15 protein-coding genes are annotated in these 14954 nt (G+C 66.0%); 5 read left to right on the forward strand and 10 right to left on the reverse strand.

The annotated features are described in order from the left end of the window. Positions 1 to 163 precede the first annotated feature (163 nt). Positions 164 to 1060 carry an NAD(P)-dependent oxidoreductase gene (locus tag EDF56_RS11095; protein WP_132387249.1) on the forward strand — a complete coding sequence of 299 codons (897 nt, stop codon included), beginning with the start codon at positions 164 to 166 and terminating at the stop codon, positions 1058 to 1060. Further along, positions 1057 to 2763 (forward strand): amidohydrolase, encoded by a 1707-nt coding sequence (locus tag EDF56_RS11100; RefSeq protein WP_132387251.1) that lies wholly within the window; start codon positions 1057 to 1059, stop codon positions 2761 to 2763. The genes EDF56_RS11095 and EDF56_RS11100 overlap by 4 nt, the downstream gene beginning before the upstream one ends. A 233-nt stretch (positions 2764 to 2996) precedes the next feature. Here the strand turns inward: EDF56_RS11100 and tatC are convergent, their stop codons facing one another. The 8 genes from tatC to argS all read right to left on the reverse strand — a co-directional run bounded on the left by tatC (position 2997) and on the right by argS (position 9872). Beyond that, complete coding sequence (gene tatC, locus EDF56_RS11105) at positions 2997 to 3815, reverse strand: twin-arginine translocase subunit TatC (protein ID WP_132387253.1); 819 nt, start codon at positions 3813 to 3815, stop codon at positions 2997 to 2999. A 30-nt stretch (positions 3816 to 3845) separates the two neighbouring features. Beyond that, positions 3846 to 4280 (reverse strand): Sec-independent protein translocase protein TatB, encoded by a 435-nt coding sequence (tatB, locus tag EDF56_RS11110; protein WP_132387255.1) that lies wholly within the window; start codon positions 4278 to 4280, stop codon positions 3846 to 3848. A 23-nt stretch (positions 4281 to 4303) separates the two neighbouring features. Then, positions 4304 to 4552: a twin-arginine translocase TatA/TatE family subunit gene (locus EDF56_RS11115; RefSeq protein WP_132387257.1), complete on the reverse strand. Its 249-nt coding sequence runs from the start codon at positions 4550 to 4552 to the stop codon at positions 4304 to 4306. 158 nt (positions 4553 to 4710) lie between these two features. Further along, positions 4711 to 5328, reverse strand: coding sequence for an SMC-Scp complex subunit ScpB (gene scpB / locus EDF56_RS11120; protein WP_132387259.1), 618 nt, complete (start codon positions 5326 to 5328; stop codon positions 4711 to 4713). Between the two features lie 29 nt (positions 5329 to 5357). After that, the gene (locus EDF56_RS11125; RefSeq protein WP_132387261.1) at positions 5358 to 6140 is read right to left on the reverse strand and encodes a ScpA family protein; all 783 of its coding nucleotides are present in this window, start codon (positions 6138 to 6140) and stop codon (positions 5358 to 5360) included. 45 nt (positions 6141 to 6185) lie between these two features. Then, positions 6186 to 7196 carry a beta-N-acetylhexosaminidase gene (nagZ, locus tag EDF56_RS11130; RefSeq protein WP_132387263.1) on the reverse strand — a complete coding sequence of 337 codons (1011 nt, stop codon included), beginning with the start codon at positions 7194 to 7196 and terminating at the stop codon, positions 6186 to 6188. A 90-nt stretch (positions 7197 to 7286) separates the two neighbouring features. After that, positions 7287 to 8123: an SPOR domain-containing protein gene (locus EDF56_RS26590; protein ID WP_132387265.1), complete on the reverse strand. Its 837-nt coding sequence runs from the start codon at positions 8121 to 8123 to the stop codon at positions 7287 to 7289. 3 nt (positions 8124 to 8126) lie between these two features. After that, positions 8127 to 9872, reverse strand: coding sequence for an arginine--tRNA ligase (gene argS / locus EDF56_RS11140; protein WP_132387503.1), 1746 nt, complete (start codon positions 9870 to 9872; stop codon positions 8127 to 8129). A 411-nt stretch (positions 9873 to 10283) separates the two neighbouring features. Here argS and miaB point away from each other — a divergent pair, with 411 nt between their 5' ends. Continuing rightward, positions 10284 to 11618, forward strand: a complete 1335-nt coding sequence (gene miaB, locus EDF56_RS11145) for a tRNA (N6-isopentenyl adenosine(37)-C2)-methylthiotransferase MiaB (RefSeq protein WP_132387267.1) — start codon at positions 10284 to 10286, stop codon at positions 11616 to 11618. Beyond that, the gene (locus tag EDF56_RS11150; RefSeq protein WP_132387269.1) at positions 11615 to 12310 is read left to right on the forward strand and encodes an alpha/beta fold hydrolase; all 696 of its coding nucleotides are present in this window, start codon (positions 11615 to 11617) and stop codon (positions 12308 to 12310) included. The genes miaB and EDF56_RS11150 overlap by 4 nt, the downstream gene beginning before the upstream one ends. Positions 12311 to 12313: 3 nt before the next feature. Here the strand turns inward: EDF56_RS11150 and EDF56_RS11155 are convergent, their stop codons facing one another. Continuing rightward, entirely contained in the window at positions 12314 to 12904 is a 591-nt protein-coding gene (locus tag EDF56_RS11155; RefSeq protein WP_132387271.1) for a hypothetical protein, read from the reverse strand. A 162-nt stretch (positions 12905 to 13066) separates the two neighbouring features. Then, positions 13067 to 13519 carry an RcnB family protein gene (locus EDF56_RS11160; protein ID WP_132387273.1) on the reverse strand — a complete coding sequence of 151 codons (453 nt, stop codon included), beginning with the start codon at positions 13517 to 13519 and terminating at the stop codon, positions 13067 to 13069. Between the two features lie 265 nt (positions 13520 to 13784). On the opposite strand from EDF56_RS11160, the gene EDF56_RS11165 reads away from it, so the two are divergent. Continuing rightward, on the forward strand, positions 13785 to 14804 hold the full coding sequence (locus EDF56_RS11165) for a PhoH family protein (RefSeq protein WP_132387275.1): 1020 nt from the start codon (positions 13785 to 13787) through the stop codon (positions 14802 to 14804). The last annotated feature ends 150 nt before the right edge of the window (positions 14805 to 14954 follow it).

The raw sequence follows: 14954 nt of genomic DNA on the forward strand, positions 1-14954 counted from the left end.
GAAAGCCCGGGCCAAGGAAAGGCCGGCGTTATGAAAAAGCGCAGCACCCGATTTCACGGTAATTTTATTACGCGAGGATGGCCATCATCGATTCGCCCCGCAACGCACAAATTAAGCACGCGCCGTGGTTTGCTTTCGTGCAAAAAACGGTAGAACGCTTGCCATGAGCGAGCGACGCAAGGTTTCCTTCATCGGCCTCGGTGTAATGGGCGGCGCCATCGCGCGGCACATTGCGCTCGCGGGCCACGAACTCACCATCTACAACCGCTCGCCCGAGCGGGCGCGGAAATGGGCGGATGACAATCCCGGGCTTGCCCACCGCATCGCCGCGAATCCGGCGCATGCGGCGCAGGATGCCGAAGTGGTGATCACCTGCGTCGGCAACGACGACGACCTCTCCGAAGTCGTGCTGGGCCCCAACGGCGTGTTCCGCATGCTGAAGAAGGGCGCCACTTTCATCGACCACACCACGGTTTCCGCCCGCATCGCCCGGCAGATCTCGGTCGAGGCGCGGGACTTGCGGATCCACTGCGTCGACGCGCCGATGACCGGATCGCAGAGCGGGGCCGAACAGGGCACGCTCACGCTGATGTGTGGCGGGCGCGACGACGCCATCGAGGCCGCACGCCCGGTGATGGAAGCCTATTCCCACCGCATCGTCCATGTCGGCAAGGCGGGATCGGGTCAGATCGCCAAGATGGCCAACCAGATCTGCATCGCCGGCAATGTCGCCGCGCTGGCGGAAGCGGTGCGTTTTGCGCAAGCCTCCCACCTCGACATGGACAAAGTCTACGAGGCGATCTCGGGCGGCGCCGCGCAGTCGTGGCAGATGGACAACCGCTGGCATTCGATGAACGCGGACGATTTCGACTTCGGCTTCGCGATCGACTGGATGCGCAAGGACCTTGGGCTCAGCCTCGACGAAGGGCGCGGCCTTGGCGTCTCGCTGCCGGTGGCGGCGCTGATCGACCAGTTCTTTGCCGACATTCAGGCGCAGGGCGGCGGCCGTCTCGACACCAGTGCGATCATCAAGCGCCTGCCGAAAAAGGGTAATCCGTGAGTTTCAGGAAAAGCGCAGGGCTTGCCCTGCTGCTCGCCTCGGCCCTCGCCCGTCCGGCGTGGGCTGACGTGCTGGTGGACAACGTCAATGGCGTCACGGGCGACGGCAAGGGCGGGATCGAGCATTTCGAAGGCTTCTTGATCGACGATCAGGGACGCGTGGCGCAAGTCTTCCACCACGGCGACAAGCGGCCGAAGAAGGTCGCCTATCAGGTGGACGGCAAGGGCCGCAACGTGGTGCCCGGCATGATCGACGCGCATGGGCATGTCATGGCGACGGGCTTTGCGAAGATGACGCTCGACCTGTCGATGGCGAAGACGCTGGACGAGGCGCTCTCGCGAATCACCGCGTGGTCCGCCGCGCATCCGGACCTGCCGTGGATCCTCGGCGGCGGCTGGAATCAGGTGCAGTGGGGGCTGGACCGCATGCCCACCGCCGCCGAGCTGGACCGTGCGACCGGCGGCAAGCCCGCCTGGCTGACGCGCGTGGACGGCCATGCCGGATGGGCCAATTCCGCCGCACTCGCTGCCGCCGGCGTCTCGGCCGCGACCGCCGATCCGTCGGGCGGAGAGATCGTGCGCGCCGCCGGCTCCAAAGCCCCGGCGGGCGTCTTTGTCGACGGCGCGATGGCGCTGATCGAATCGAAAATGCCCAAGCCCCGCCCCGAGGACCGCGACACCGCCTTTGGCGAAGCGCAGCTCGCGCTCTTGGCACAGGGCGTTACCGCCGTCGCCGACATGGGCACTTCGATCGAGGACTGGCAGGCCTTCCGCCGCGCCGCCGATCTCGGCAACTTGCGCATCCGTGTGGTTTCCTATGCCGATGGCATCGACAACATGGTGCTGATCGGCGGCCCGCATCCAACTCCGTGGCTCTATGCCGACCGGCTGAAGATGAACGGCGTGAAGCTCTACCTTGACGGCGCGCTGGGTTCGCGCGGGGCATGGCTCAAGGCACCTTATGCCGATGCGCCGGGCACCAAGGGCCTGCCGCGCATGAGCCAGACGCAGCTCAGCAATCTGATGAGCCGCGCCGCCATCGACAACTTCCAGATCGCCGTCCACGCCATTGGCGACGAGGCGAACGCCACCCTGCTCGATTCGATTGCCGAGCTTTCCGCTACCTACAAGGGTGACCGGCGCTGGCGCGTCGAGCATGCGCAGATCGTCGATCCCGCCGATATCCCGCGCTTCGGGCAGTTCGGCACGATCGCCTCGATGCAGCCGCAGCATCAGGCCTCCGACCGGGTCATGGCCGAAGCGCGCCTTGGCCCTCAGCGCCTTGCGGGCGCTTATGCGTGGAAGTCGATAGCGGCCACCGGGGCGCGGCTCGCGTTCGGGTCGGACACGCCGGTCGAGCCTTCCGAGCCTTTCGTCGGCATGGCGGTCGCCACTTCGCGTCAGGGTGCTGACGGGCAGCCGGCGGGCGGCTGGCAGCCGCAGGAGATCCTCTCGCGCGAGGCCGCGCTCAACGCCTATACGACCGGCGCGGCTTACGCGATGTTCGCCGAAGACCGCCTTGGCCGCATCGCCAAGGGGTATCGCGCGGACTTCCTGTTCGTGGATGTGGACCCGATGCTGGCTACCCCGCAGCAGCTACGCGCAACGCGGGTCTCCGAGACGTGGATCGGCGGCCAGATGGCATGGTCCGCCGCGAAGGATCGGCTGATCCCGGAGAAGAAGGTCGACGACACCGGGCGCTGAGTTGTTTGCTGAGGGGCCCGGACCTTACTTAATCGGAGCGGCCCTTACGCTCCCTCTGCCTCATCTGCTTCCGCCCCAACCAACTCCGTCATCCCCGCGAAGGCGGGGATCCCGATTGTTCTTGCGGCGGGGAGAAAAGGAAGCGGGGCCCCCGCCTTCGCGGGGGCGACGGGGCTATTTATCAAGAGCCTGTGTTAATTAAGGGCGCGCGGCGGGGCCCTAAAGCCCCGCCATTATTCCGCGAGAACCTCGCCCTCGGCAGAAGCTTCTTCCTCAGCCTTGGCCTTCTCGCGCGCTTCGGACCGCTCCGTGAACCACATGACGATCAGCGTGCCCTCGTAGAGCGCCAGCAGCGGCACTGCGAGCAGCAGCTGCGACACGACGTCCGGCGGTGTCGCCACGGCGGCGATGATGAAGATGCCGACGATGGCGTAACGGCGAGCGCCCACGCACTGCTTGCGGGTGATGATCCCCGCGCGGTTGAGCAGCATCAGCAGCACCGGCAGCAGGAACGAGATCCCGAACGCCAGAATAAACTGCATGACCAGCGCCAGATAGTCGCCCGTGCCCGGCAACGCTTCCAGTTTCAGGCCGCCCTTGTCGCCCTGGAAATTGAGGAAGAAGTGGAACGCCGTAGGCATCACCACGTAATAGGCCAGCGCCGCGCCCATCATGAACAGGATCGGCGTTGCGATCAGGAACGGCAGGAAGGCCTTCTTTTCCTTGGCGTAAAGCCCCGGAGCGACGAACGCCCAGATCTGGTTGGCGATCACCGGGAACGACAGGAAAAACGCCGCGAACAGCGCGATCTTCACTTCCACGAAGAAGGCTTCGTAGAGCTTGGTGTAGATCAACCTGCCCTGCCCCGGCGGGAACGCCTCGGTCAGCGGCCGCACGAGGAAGGCGAAGATGTCGCCCGAAAAGTAGAAACACACGCCGAACGCCACCGCGAACGCCATGAAGGCGCGCAGCAGACGGGCGCGCAGTTCGATCAGGTGATCGAGCAGCGGCGCCTGCGAATTGTCGATATCTGAGATGCGGAAGGGCTGCATGGTTGCGGCTTTACAAGAGGACGCGGCGGATCAGGGCGGCGGAGGCGGTATGTGGAATTCATCCCGGCGCTCGCCCGCGTGCTCCACGGCGGGTGCCTCGGCATGAGGGCCGGCTTCCGGGGCGGGCAGCGAACTGGGCTCATGCTGATGCTGGGGCGTGTCCTCGGAAAGGATGTCCGCCGGCGTCACGCGGGAGGCCGGGGGCAGCATTTCCTCGGCACTAGGCAGAACGGGATTGGCCTTCATGATGGCCTCGTTCTGCTCGCGCCACTTGCGCTCCATTTCCTCAAGCTCGGCCTCGCGCACCATGGCGTCGATACCGGCGCGGAAGTGCCCGGAGATCTTGCGCATCTTGCCGATCCAGCGACCAGCCGTGCGCATCGCCAGAGGCATGTCCTTGGGACCGATGACAACGACCGCCACGATGACGATCAACAGGAGTTCGGATGCACCGACGTCGAACATGGCGGCGCCTTATCCTTGCCCGCTCAGACCTGCTCGGACTTGTTTTCGGCGTTCGCCGGAGCCACCGGGGCATCCTGCTGCGACGCCGTGATCTGCGGCGCAGGAGCTGGCGTGGAAGCCGACTTCTTGGCCTCTTCCTCGTTCATGCCTTCCTTGAAGCTCTTGATGCCCTTGCCGAAGTCACCCATGATTTCCGACACACGGCCGCGACCGAACAGCACGAGCACGATGACCAGCACGATCATCCAGTGCCAGATCGACAAGCTACCCATAACCTCAACTCCAAAAACTGTCGGTCGATTAAGACCTGCGATACCCGCTGGTCGATTCCGACCCTATCAAGTTCATCTAGGGACTTTCGTCCCAACTTGCCAGCCTGTCGTCATGGCGCCCCACTCCGACCTTGCCGCGATCGGCCCCGGAGACTCCATCAGGCCTCGTCCTCGGTATCCTCGTCACCGTCGTCATCCGGCGGTTCGTCGGAAGTATCGAGCGGCTCTGGCCGAAGCGCCGTTTCTATCATTTCCTCGTCGACCGGGTCCAGCAGGCCCGCCGCGCGCAATTCGTCTATCCCCGGCAGTTCCTTCAGCGATTCCAGTCCGAAATGGGCCAGGAAATCGGGCGTTGTGGCATAGATTACCGGGCGGCCCGGCACCTCGCGGCGGCCGGCGACGCGTACCCAGCCCGCTTCCATCAGCACGTCGAGCGTGCCCTTGGCGGTCTGCACACCGCGGATCGCCTCGATCTCGGCGCGGCTGACCGGCTCGTGATAGGCGACGATGGCCAGCACCTCGGTTGCCGCGCGCGACAGGCGGCGCGGCTCTTCCTTTTCGCGGCGCAGCAGGTGGGCAAGATCGGGCGCGGTCTCGAAGTGCCAGCGCCGTCCGCGCTCGACGAGGCGAATGCCGCGCCCGTCGTAATCGGCCTTGAGTTCGGCCAATGCGGGTCGCACGTCCGCCTGCCCGAGATGGGCGGATATCTGCTCGGCGGTCAGCGGCTGTTCGGCGGCGAACAGCGTGGCCTCCACCGCGCGGACGAGATCATCCATGTCTCGCTGTTCCTGCGCCTGGGGGAACGTCACGGGCGCAGCGCCTTCAGACGCAGCGGGCCGAAGGTTTCCTCCTGTGCGATCTCGGCCTTGCCGGTGCGCGCGAGTTCCAGCACGGCCACGAAGCTGGATGCCAGCGCAGAACGGCGGAGTTGCGGATTGGCCCAGGCTTCCTGCGCCGGCGGCAGGAAATCGCGCAGTTCCATCCAGTCAAGCGACACGCCCAGCATCGAGGCGACGCGGGCAATCGCGCTGTCGAGCGTCATCACCATGCGCTCACGCACCATATGGACCACCGGCTGGCTGCGGACTTTCACATCGCCGTAAGCGCGCACGAGGTCGTACCATGAACATTGCCAGAGCGCCTTGCGCTCGACCCGAAGGCCCTCGGGCGCACCGCGCGCGAAAACGTCGCGGCCAAGCCGGTCGCGCCCCATCAGCCGCGCCGCCGCCTCGCGCATCGCGCCAAGGCGCTGGAGGCGCAGTTGCAGGCGCATCGCAAGTTCTTCGGGGCTCGGATCGGGCTGCTCTTCCTTGGGCAGCAGCAGCGCCGACTTGAGGTAAGCCAGCCACGCCGCCATCACCAGATAGTCGGCCGCGAGTTCCAGTCGCAGCGCCTCCGCCTCCTCGACATAAGTCAGATAGGCATCGACCAGTTCGAGGATCGAGATGCGGCGCAAGTCCACCTTCTGCCGCCGCGCGAGGTCAAGCAGCAGATCGAGCGGGCCTTCCCAGCCGTCGATCTCCAGATGGAGCGTTTCCTTGCGGGCTTCGGCGCGTTCCTCGCCGTCCCAGGCCGAATCGTCAGCCATGTCCGCTGCGTTTTCTGCCGGAAGGTCGGCAGGCAGGTCCACCGCTCAGGCCGCCAGAGCCAGCAGCGCGTCGCGCCGGGCAACGAGTTCGCCATGAGTGCCGGTGCTTGCGATCCCGTCGACCGAGGCCAGCGCACGGTCCAACCGCGCCGCCGCCTCGCCGCCCAGTGCGGGCAAGACATTGGCGATGCCGATCATGTCGTCCATCTTCGCCCAGCAATTGAGCGCGATGTCGCAGCCCGCCGCAAGGGCGCGCGCGGCAAGGTCCGGAACGCTGCCCGAAAGCGCCTGCATATCGAGATCGTCGCTGAGCAGGAGGCCCGAGAAGCCGATGCGCTTCCGGATCACTTCGCCGATGACGAAAGGCGAGAGCGTGCCGGGATTCTCGGCGTCCCACGCGGTGTAGCGCACATGCGCGGTCATACCGATGGGCGTGTCATTGAGCGTGCGGAACGGCTCGATATCGAGTTCCAGTTCCGCCTCGCTGGCGGTCACGGTGGGCAGTTCCTTGTGGCTGTCCGCCATGGCGCGGCCGTGGCCGGGGATGTGCTTGATGCAGCCGACGACACCGGCGCGGGCAAGCCCCTGCAAGGTCGCGCGGCCGAGGGCTGCCACGCGCATCGGTTCGAAGCCGAAGGCGCGGTCGCCAATCACGTCGTGCGCGCCTTTCTGGCGCACGTCGAGCGTGGGGTGGCAATCGACCGAAATGCCCACTTCGGCAAGATCGAGCCCCAGCGCCTCGGCATTGTCGCGCGCGGCCTCGATGGCGCTGGCGGGGGCAAGATCGTAGAGCCGGTCGAACGCCTGGCCCGGCGGATAGGCTGGCCAGACCGGCGGCTTCATCCGGGCGACGCGGCCACCTTCCTGATCGATGCTGATAAGCAGCCGGTCGCGCCCGTGGATCGAGCGGAGATCGTCGGTCAGCGCGCGCATCTGCTCGCGGCTTTCGACATTGCGGCCGAACAGGATGTAGCCGGCAGGATCCGCATCGCGGAAGAACGCGCGCTCGTCGTCGCTAAGGGTCAGCCCGGAAAGGCCGAAGATCGCGGGTGTCATGCCGGTTTGCTCGCAAACTTACGGCCTAACCGCAAGGAAAGGCCGTTCGGAAGTGTGGAAAGGGCAGCGCGAACCGCCGCCCTTCCGTACTTACTGCTTCACCTGGCAGGACAGCCCGGCCGAGCGCATCCCGCTGCACAGCGCCTTCGCCGCGGCGAGATCGCCGGGAACGGCCTGAAGCCGGTAGACCTTGCCGATATCAGCCTGACCCTCAACGATGCGGTGGTTTACGCCGGCTAGCCCGGGGTACTGCACTTTCAGCGTGGCCCAGCCGGCTTCCGCCGTGGCCTTGTTGGCATAGGCGCCGACCTGCACGCCGACGCCGGAAACGGTCGGCTCGGGCTTGGCCGCAGGCGCGGCGGGCGCAGGCTTGTCGGCAGCCTTGGCGGAAGGCTGGCCAGCCGCTGGCTTCGCAGCGGACTGGGCAGCCGACTGGCCATCGGCCGGCTTGCCTGCCGAATCGAAGCCCGGCGCGGGTGCATCCGGCTGCCCCTCGCCGATCTGCGGCGCGCGGCTCTGACCCTCTGCCACCGCAAAGCTGGTGTCGCCGGTGCCGGCGACAACGTCGCCACCGGGGTTTTCCGGCCGGGTCTTGTACGGCTGCTTCGGCGCCTCGATCACGCCGCCGCTGGCGATCAGCGGCTGATCGCTCTTGTGCCGCGTGAACCAGAAGACGCCGCCGATAATGGCGCCGATCGCCACGAGCGCCAGCACGACCAGCAGCGCGGTCTGTCCCGTGCCGCCGCCGCGCTGGGGCTCAAACTCCTCGTCCTCGCCTTCCAGCCAGGGCAGGCGGACGTCCTCGTCACCGAGGTCAAGCTGCGCCGGCCGCTCGAAGCCCTGAGCGGTGCTTCGGCCCGCGTCGCGCTCCCCTTCACCGAAGGGATTCGCGCGCGTTTCGTCCCGATCGTCACCCCAGCCCATCATCGATTACATTTCCTCCACCGCTTCGACGCCGAGCAGTGCCAGCCCGTTGCGGATAATCTGCCCGATCTGCGTGGCCAGGAAAAGCCGCGCGGAAGTCAGGTTACCATCTTCGGCGTTAATAAAGCGCTTTTCCACACGGTCATTGCCGAGGTTCCAGTAACCATGGAACGCTGCGGCAATGTCCCCGAGGAAGAAGGCGATGCGGTGCGGTTCGCGCGCGGCGGCCGCAGCCTCGACGATGCGGGGGAACTGCGCGGCCAGCTTCACCAGCTCCAGCTCTTCCTCGCCCAGCAGTTCGAGGTGGCCTGCGCCGGGGGAGAAGCCCTCGCCCTCAGCCTTGCGCATGGTCGAGTGGACGCGTGCATTGGCGTACTGCACGTAGAACACCGGGTTGTCCTTCGAGGCTTCGACCACCTTGGCGAAGTCGAAGTCCATCTGCGCTTCCGGCTTGCGGGTGAGCATGGTGAAGCGCACCACGTCCTTGCCCACTTCGGTGACGACTTCGGCCAGCGTGACGAAGTTGCCCGAACGCTTGGACATCTTCACCGGCTCGCCGTCGCGCAGCAGCTGGACCATCTGGACCAGCTTGATCTCGAACGGCGTGGGCTCTCCATCCGCGCCGGTCATGGCGGCGACGGCGGCCTTGATGCGCTTGACGGTGCCCGCGTGATCCGCGCCCCAGATGTCCACCAGCGCGTCGGCGCTCTGGGCCTTCTGGAAGTGATAAGCGAGGTCGGCGCCGAAGTAGGTCCAGGTGCCGTCCGACTTCTTGATCGGGCGGTCCTGATCGTCGCCGAACTGGGTCGACTTGAACAGCGGCAGTTCCACCGCTTCCCAGTCCTCAAGCGTCTTGCCCTTGGGGGCTTCGAGCACGCCGTCATAGACGAGGCCCTTCGAACGCAGCCACGCCTCGGCCTCGTCCGGCTTGCCCGAGGCCTGAAGCTCGGCTTCCGAAGAGAACAGGTCGTGGTGGATACCGAGGAGCGCGAGGTCCTCCTTGATCATCACCAGCATCGCCGCGACGGCCTTTTCGCGGAACAGCGTCAGCCATTCCGATTCGGGCGCTTCCGCGTACTTGTCGCCGAACTCGGCGGCGAGCTGCTGGCCGACCGGGATCAGGTATTCGCCCGGATAGAGCCCCTCGGGGATCGCGCCCACGTCATGGCCCAGCGCCTCACGGTACCGCACATGCGCCGAGCGGCCGAGCACCTGCACCTGCGCGCCGGCATCGTTGACGTAGTATTCCTTGATGACCTTGTGGCCCGCGAACTCCAGCAGCGTCGCCAGCGCATCGCCGACCACCGCACCGCGGCAGTGGCCCATGTGCATCGGGCCGGTCGGGTTGGCGGAGACGTATTCGACATTGACGGTGCTGCCACCGCCCATCGTCGAGCGGCCATAGTCGGCGCCGAGCGCGGCAATGGCGCGCAGTTCGGTGAGCCAGGTCGCGGGCGAAAGGCGCAAGTTGATGAAGCCGGGCCCGGCGATCTCGGCCGAGGTGACCGCATCGAGCTTGGTCAGTTCGGCCACCAGCGCGTCCGCCAGATCGCGCGGCTTCATGCCGGCGGGCTTGGACAGGACCATTGCCGCGTTGGTCGAGAGGTCGCCATGCGAGCTGTCGCGCGGCGGTTCGACCGTGATCGCGCTTCGCTTCAACCCGCCGGGCAGCGTGCCCGCTGCTTCGAGCGCATCGAGCGCGGCGTTGAGGTGGCCTGCGAAGGCGGCGTAAAGGGTCTGGTTATCGCTCATCCGCGCGCGGATAGCCGAGTTGCGCGCAAAGGGAAACAGGCTGCGAGGTGGCAGTGCGGGAATGCGGGCGTTGTGAAAGCCCACCCCCAACCCCTCCCGCAAGCGGGAGGGGGCAAGACTTGCGCGTTAGTCCCAGCGCGGTGGGCATGCCCGAGGGGCCGCTTGCCCCCAATTCCAGCCCCCCCCCCCCAATCCCGCTCAGGCTGAGCTTGTCGAAGCCCCCGGCGAGCGGGGCGCGAGGTCTCCATCCTTCGACAAGCTCAGGATGAGCGGTGTGTGTGTGCCTGTGTGATGCGGAGAACCTGCCGCGCAGCGAAAGATTTCTGCGCCGCCGCGCGATTCAATCTTCTCCCGCCCGCCCCATAACCCCACCCCTTCAAAACCGCCCGAAACGCGTGTATCGCGCCGCTCATGCCATCCACCGCGAATCCCAAAACCTACCGGGTCAAGAGCTTCGGCTGCCAGATGAACGTCTATGATGGCGAGCGCATGGCCGAACTGCTCGCCGAGCAAGGCATCACCGCCGCGCCGGAGGGCGAAGAGGCCGACCTTGTCGTGCTCAACACCTGCCATATCCGTGAAAAGGCAGCGGAAAAGGTTTATTCCGACATCGGCCGCCTGAAGCGCGACGATGGCTCCTCGCCGCTGATCGCGGTCGCCGGGTGCGTCGCGCAGGCAGAGGGCGACGAGATCATGAAGCGCTCGCCCGCCGTCAAGATGGTGGTGGGCCCGCAGGCCTATCACCGCCTGCCCGACATGATCCGCGAAGCCACCGCCGGCAAGCGCGTCACCGATACCGACATGCCGGCCGAAACCAAGTTCGATGCCCTGCCCCGTCGCAGGCGCTCCGGCCCCACCGCTTTCCTCACCGTCCAGGAAGGCTGCGACAAGTTCTGCACCTATTGCGTGGTGCCCTATACGCGCGGCGCCGAAGTCTCGCGTCCGCATGCCGATCTGATCGACGAGGCGAAGCGGCTGATCGATGCCGGCGCGCGCGAGATCACGCTGCTCGGGCAGAATGTGAACGCCTGGTATGGCGAGGACGCGAAGGGCCGCCGGATCGGCCTTGACGGGCTGATCCGCGAACTGGCCGAGATCCCCGATCTTGCCCGCATCCGCTATACCACCAGCCACCCGAACGACATGACCGACGCGCTGATCGCCGCCCATGGCGACGTCGAAAAGCTGATGCCGTTCCTTCACTTGCCGGTGCAGGCGGGCAACGACCGCGTGCTCAAGGCGATGAACCGCAGCCACACCGCCGAAAGCTATCTGAAAGTGCTGGAAAAGGTGCGCGCCGTGCGCCCCGACATCGCACTTTCCGGAGACTTCATCGTCGGCTTCCCCGGCGAGACCGAGGCCGAGTTCGCGGACACGCTCGCGCTGGTCGATGCCGTCGGTTACGCGCAGTGCTTCAGCTTCAAGTACAGCCCGCGCGCCGGCACTCCCGCCGCGACGATGGACGGGCAGATCCCTGCCGAGGTCATGACCGACCGGATCCTGCGTCTGCAAGCCGCGCTGGGCCGCGACCAGACCGCCTTCAACGCGGCCTCGGTCGGCAAGACCTGCCAGGTGCTGGTCGAGCGCAAGGGCAAGTTCCCCGGCCAGTGGCTGGGCAAGTCGCCGTGGTTGCAATCGGTCTATTTCGAGGGCGATGTCGCAGTGGGCGATATGGTGACGGTGGAACTGATCGAGGGCGGCTACAACGCGGTTTCCGCTAGATTGCTGAGCACCGTACCGGCGTGAGCGAACGGGAAGCGCTGGTTCTCGTCCCGGGCCTGTCCTGCGACCGCCATGTCTGGCACGCGCAGATTTCCGGGCTTTCGGACATCGCGGACATCCTCATTGGCGATACGCTGAAGGACGATTCGATCGCCCTCATGGCCAGCCGCGTGCTTGACGCGGCGCCGGAGCGGTTCGCCATCGCCGGATTCTCGATGGGCGGCTATGTCGCGATGGAGATCTGGCGCCGCGCGCCGGATCGGGTCACGCGCCTTGCCCTTGTCGACACCAATGCCCGCGCCGATACCGAGGAGCAGGCGGCGTTGCGCCGCGCGGCGATCCACACGGCGCAGGCGCGCGGGTTCGAGCATGTGCTGCGCGGCTCGCTGCGCCAGTTGGTCGCACCCAATTGTCCGGAAGAGCTGTTCGAAGAGGTCGTGCAGATGGCGCTGCGCGTCGGTTTCGGCACGTACATGGACCAGCAGGCGGCGATCATCGACCGCGCGGATTCGCTGGAAACGCTCGGCACCGTAACCGTGCCCGCAATGGTCATGGTGGGCGCTGCGGACGCGCTCACTCCGCCACGTCTTGCCGAAGAAATGGTGCAGGCTCTGCCCGGCGCGGTCTACGAAGTGATCGCAGGCGCCGGGCATATGGCGCCGATGGAACAGCCCGAGGCGGTCAACGCCGCCTTCCGCCGCTGGCTGACACTCTAGAAGTCAGTCGAGCGGCTTGAGTGGGGCTTCGGGGATCAGTTCCTTGCCGATCGTCGCGGATTCGGTGGCGGGTGCCACGGTGGCGTTTTCGGCATAAGTCTTGCCGTCGAAGGGCAAGCGGCGGATGCCTTCGGTCACGCCGCCACCCGCGACCGTCACCGCAAGATCGCGCCAGCCATTGGTCTTGGTATTCAGCACGCCCACGGGAAGCTGGACCACGCTGATCTCGCTGACCTTGCGCAACTCCGTCCCGTCGCGCTTCAGCACCACGAGGTTGCAGCCGCCCGTGCCGCACAGCATCGGGCCGCCGAGATAGGCGAGCACTTCGGGCGTACCGTCGCCGTCGAGATCGACCTCGGCAGTGGCGTACTGCAACTTGCCGAGGTCGCTGGAGACCGCTTCCTTGTTATGGGCGCGGATCCAGTCCTCGACCGTCATCGGCGCGGCTTCGGTGGGTTCCTCGCTCTCCTCAACCGCCGTGGAGGCCGTGGGTTCGACCGGCGCCTTGTCCTGCTTGCAGGCGCCAAGCGAGAGGCCGAGGGCGAGCGCCAGCACCGAGGCGGCCCGGATGCGGAGTGAAGTTGTCCTTCTCATTCAGCAAGGTTAGCCGCTTGTTCGCCCTGCCCGCAAGGTCGGTCCGTCGCATGTCCGACACGGGCGGAAGACAAGGAAAAGGCCCCCGGCGTCATACGCCGGAGGCCCTCCGCGACCCGCCGGGCTATCGGCGGCGTATCAGCAATCTCGCGGGGCGATAAATCAGCCCCAGAAGAAGTTATTATAGACGGTCACGACACGGCCGGAGCGCATGTCCACCATGGCAACGTCATTGCCGTAGCGAACCCAGCGGTGGCCGGCGCGCGGCGGGGCCAGGCGGTAGCGGCCATAGTCGTTCACCCAGTAGCGATTGCCGTAATAGGCCGGAGCGAAGCGGTAACCGACCGACACCGGGCGATAGGCATAGCCACGCGGGCCGACATAGGCCGGGCGGCGATAGTCGTTGCGGTGGGCCTGGCGGTAGTCGCGCCAGTCCTCATGCATTTCGCGACGATCATTACGCGCCTGGCGGTAGTCTCCACGCCGTTCGTCGTGGCGCACGTCGCGCTGGTCCTGCCGCACTTCGCGCATCGACTGGGCGGAGGCCATAGTGGGAATGGCCAGGCTGGGGACCGCGACGCTTGCTGTCAGCACCGCCATGATGATCTTGCGCATTATGGTTCTCCTTGAAATGGCGACCTTCTTTCGGGTGTTGCCCGATAAGTTCAGTTTCTAACCCCGCTACATGAACGGGGTTGCAATGATCTGTGCAGGAATCGGTCAGAAGTGTCGCTGGCTTGCGACAAACCGTTCAAACCGCGCCGAAATCCGGGGTTATCCCCCAGGAAGCGGGCAATTTTCGAAAACCCCCGCCTTGCGCGCAGCGACGCGCGGAGCCATCTTCGGGACAGAACGAAGCATCCTCACCCGAAAGGAGCGCATGGCCCGAAAAGCAGCCCGTGCCGGAGATCCGGCGCAGTTCCGCCCCGAAACCAATCGCAGGGCGCGTGCCGAGGTCGAGTTCGACGAGCCGACGCTGTTAGGAGCCGTGTTCGGCCAGTTCGATTCCAATCTCGTGCAGGTGGAAAACCGGCTTGGCGTCTACATCTCGGCGCGCGGCAACCGCATCCAGATCGAAGGCCCCGAAGATTCCGTCGCCCGCGCGCGCGATACGATCAAGGGCATGTATCACCGGCTGGAGATGGGCCAGGATCTCGATTCGGGCGCGATCGAGTCGCTGATTGCCATGTCCTCGGAACCGACGCTGGAAGGGATTATCAGCGGCGATGCCGGCGCACCGCCGATCATGATCCGCACCCGCCGCAAGACCATCGTGCCGCGCTCCGCCACGCAGATCGAATATATGCGTGCGCTGGCCCGGTCCGACGTGATTTTCGCGCTTGGCCCGGCCGGTACCGGCAAGACCTATGTCGCGGTGGCACAGGCGGTTTCGCAGTTGATGACCGGCTCGGTCCAGCGCCTGATCCTCTCGCGCCCGGCGGTCGAGGCCGGTGAGAAGCTGGGCTTCCTGCCCGGCGACATGAAGGACAAGGTCGACCCCTACCTGCGCCCGCTCTACGACGCGCTCTACGACTGCATGCCGCCCGAACAGGTGGAACGCCGCCTTGCCAACGGCGAGATCGAGATCGCACCGATCGCCTTCATGCGTGGCCGCACGCTGGCCGATGCCTTCATCATTCTCGACGAGGCGCAGAACACCACGCGCGAGCAGATGAAGATGTTCCTCACCCGCTTCGGCCAGAACAGTCGCATGGTCGTCTGCGGCGACCCCCGGCAGGTCGACATCCCCGGCGGCGACCGCATGAGCGGCCTTGCCGACGCGGTGCAGCGGCTTGAAGGCGTGGATGGGATCGATGTTACCCGCTTCACGTCGGCCGACGTTGTGCGCCATCCGATCGTCGGGCGGATCGTCGAGGCTTATGAGGGTAAGCCGGAATAGGAAGAACAAGCGGGGTCCCCGCCTTCGCGGGGACGACGTGGTTTTTGGGGCCGATGTTGGCTGTGCCCAACGTCGGTTTCGAATTGGCGGTGGTTTTCGAATTTCGCGCCAAAACTGATCGTCGGCTTTGAACGGAAGCCCGCACAAAAA

Origin of the sequence: Novosphingobium sp. PhB165, from assembly GCF_004341845.1 — a bacterium.
In the GTDB taxonomy this organism is placed as follows: Bacteria; Pseudomonadota; Alphaproteobacteria; order Sphingomonadales; family Sphingomonadaceae; genus Novosphingobium.

What these genes read in the sequence shown, in the direction of transcription:
- EDF56_RS11165 (WP_132387275.1), top strand. Translation starts at nt 13,785, where the DNA reads ATGGCCCGAAAAGCAGCCCGTGCCGGAGATCCGGCGCAGTTCCGCCCC.
- scpB (WP_132387259.1), bottom strand. Translation starts at nt 5,328, where the DNA reads ATGGATGATCTCGTCCGCGCGGTGGAGGCCACGCTGTTCGCCGCCGAA.
- EDF56_RS11115 (WP_132387257.1), bottom strand. Translation starts at nt 4,552, where the DNA reads ATGGGTAGCTTGTCGATCTGGCACTGGATGATCGTGCTGGTCATCGTG.
- tatB (WP_132387255.1), bottom strand. Translation starts at nt 4,280, where the DNA reads ATGTTCGACGTCGGTGCATCCGAACTCCTGTTGATCGTCATCGTGGCG.
- EDF56_RS11160 (WP_132387273.1), bottom strand. Translation starts at nt 13,519, where the DNA reads ATGCGCAAGATCATCATGGCGGTGCTGACAGCAAGCGTCGCGGTCCCC.
- miaB (WP_132387267.1), top strand. Translation starts at nt 10,284, where the DNA reads ATGCCATCCACCGCGAATCCCAAAACCTACCGGGTCAAGAGCTTCGGC.
- EDF56_RS11155 (WP_132387271.1), bottom strand. Translation starts at nt 12,904, where the DNA reads ATGAGAAGGACAACTTCACTCCGCATCCGGGCCGCCTCGGTGCTGGCG.
- tatC (WP_132387253.1), bottom strand. Translation starts at nt 3,815, where the DNA reads ATGCAGCCCTTCCGCATCTCAGATATCGACAATTCGCAGGCGCCGCTG.
- EDF56_RS11125 (WP_132387261.1), bottom strand. Translation starts at nt 6,140, where the DNA reads ATGGCTGACGATTCGGCCTGGGACGGCGAGGAACGCGCCGAAGCCCGC.
- argS (WP_132387503.1), bottom strand. Translation starts at nt 9,872, where the DNA reads ATGAGCGATAACCAGACCCTTTACGCCGCCTTCGCAGGCCACCTCAAC.
- EDF56_RS26590 (WP_132387265.1), bottom strand. Translation starts at nt 8,123, where the DNA reads ATGATGGGCTGGGGTGACGATCGGGACGAAACGCGCGCGAATCCCTTC.
- EDF56_RS11095 (WP_132387249.1), top strand. Translation starts at nt 164, where the DNA reads ATGAGCGAGCGACGCAAGGTTTCCTTCATCGGCCTCGGTGTAATGGGC.
- nagZ (WP_132387263.1), bottom strand. Translation starts at nt 7,196, where the DNA reads ATGACACCCGCGATCTTCGGCCTTTCCGGGCTGACCCTTAGCGACGAC.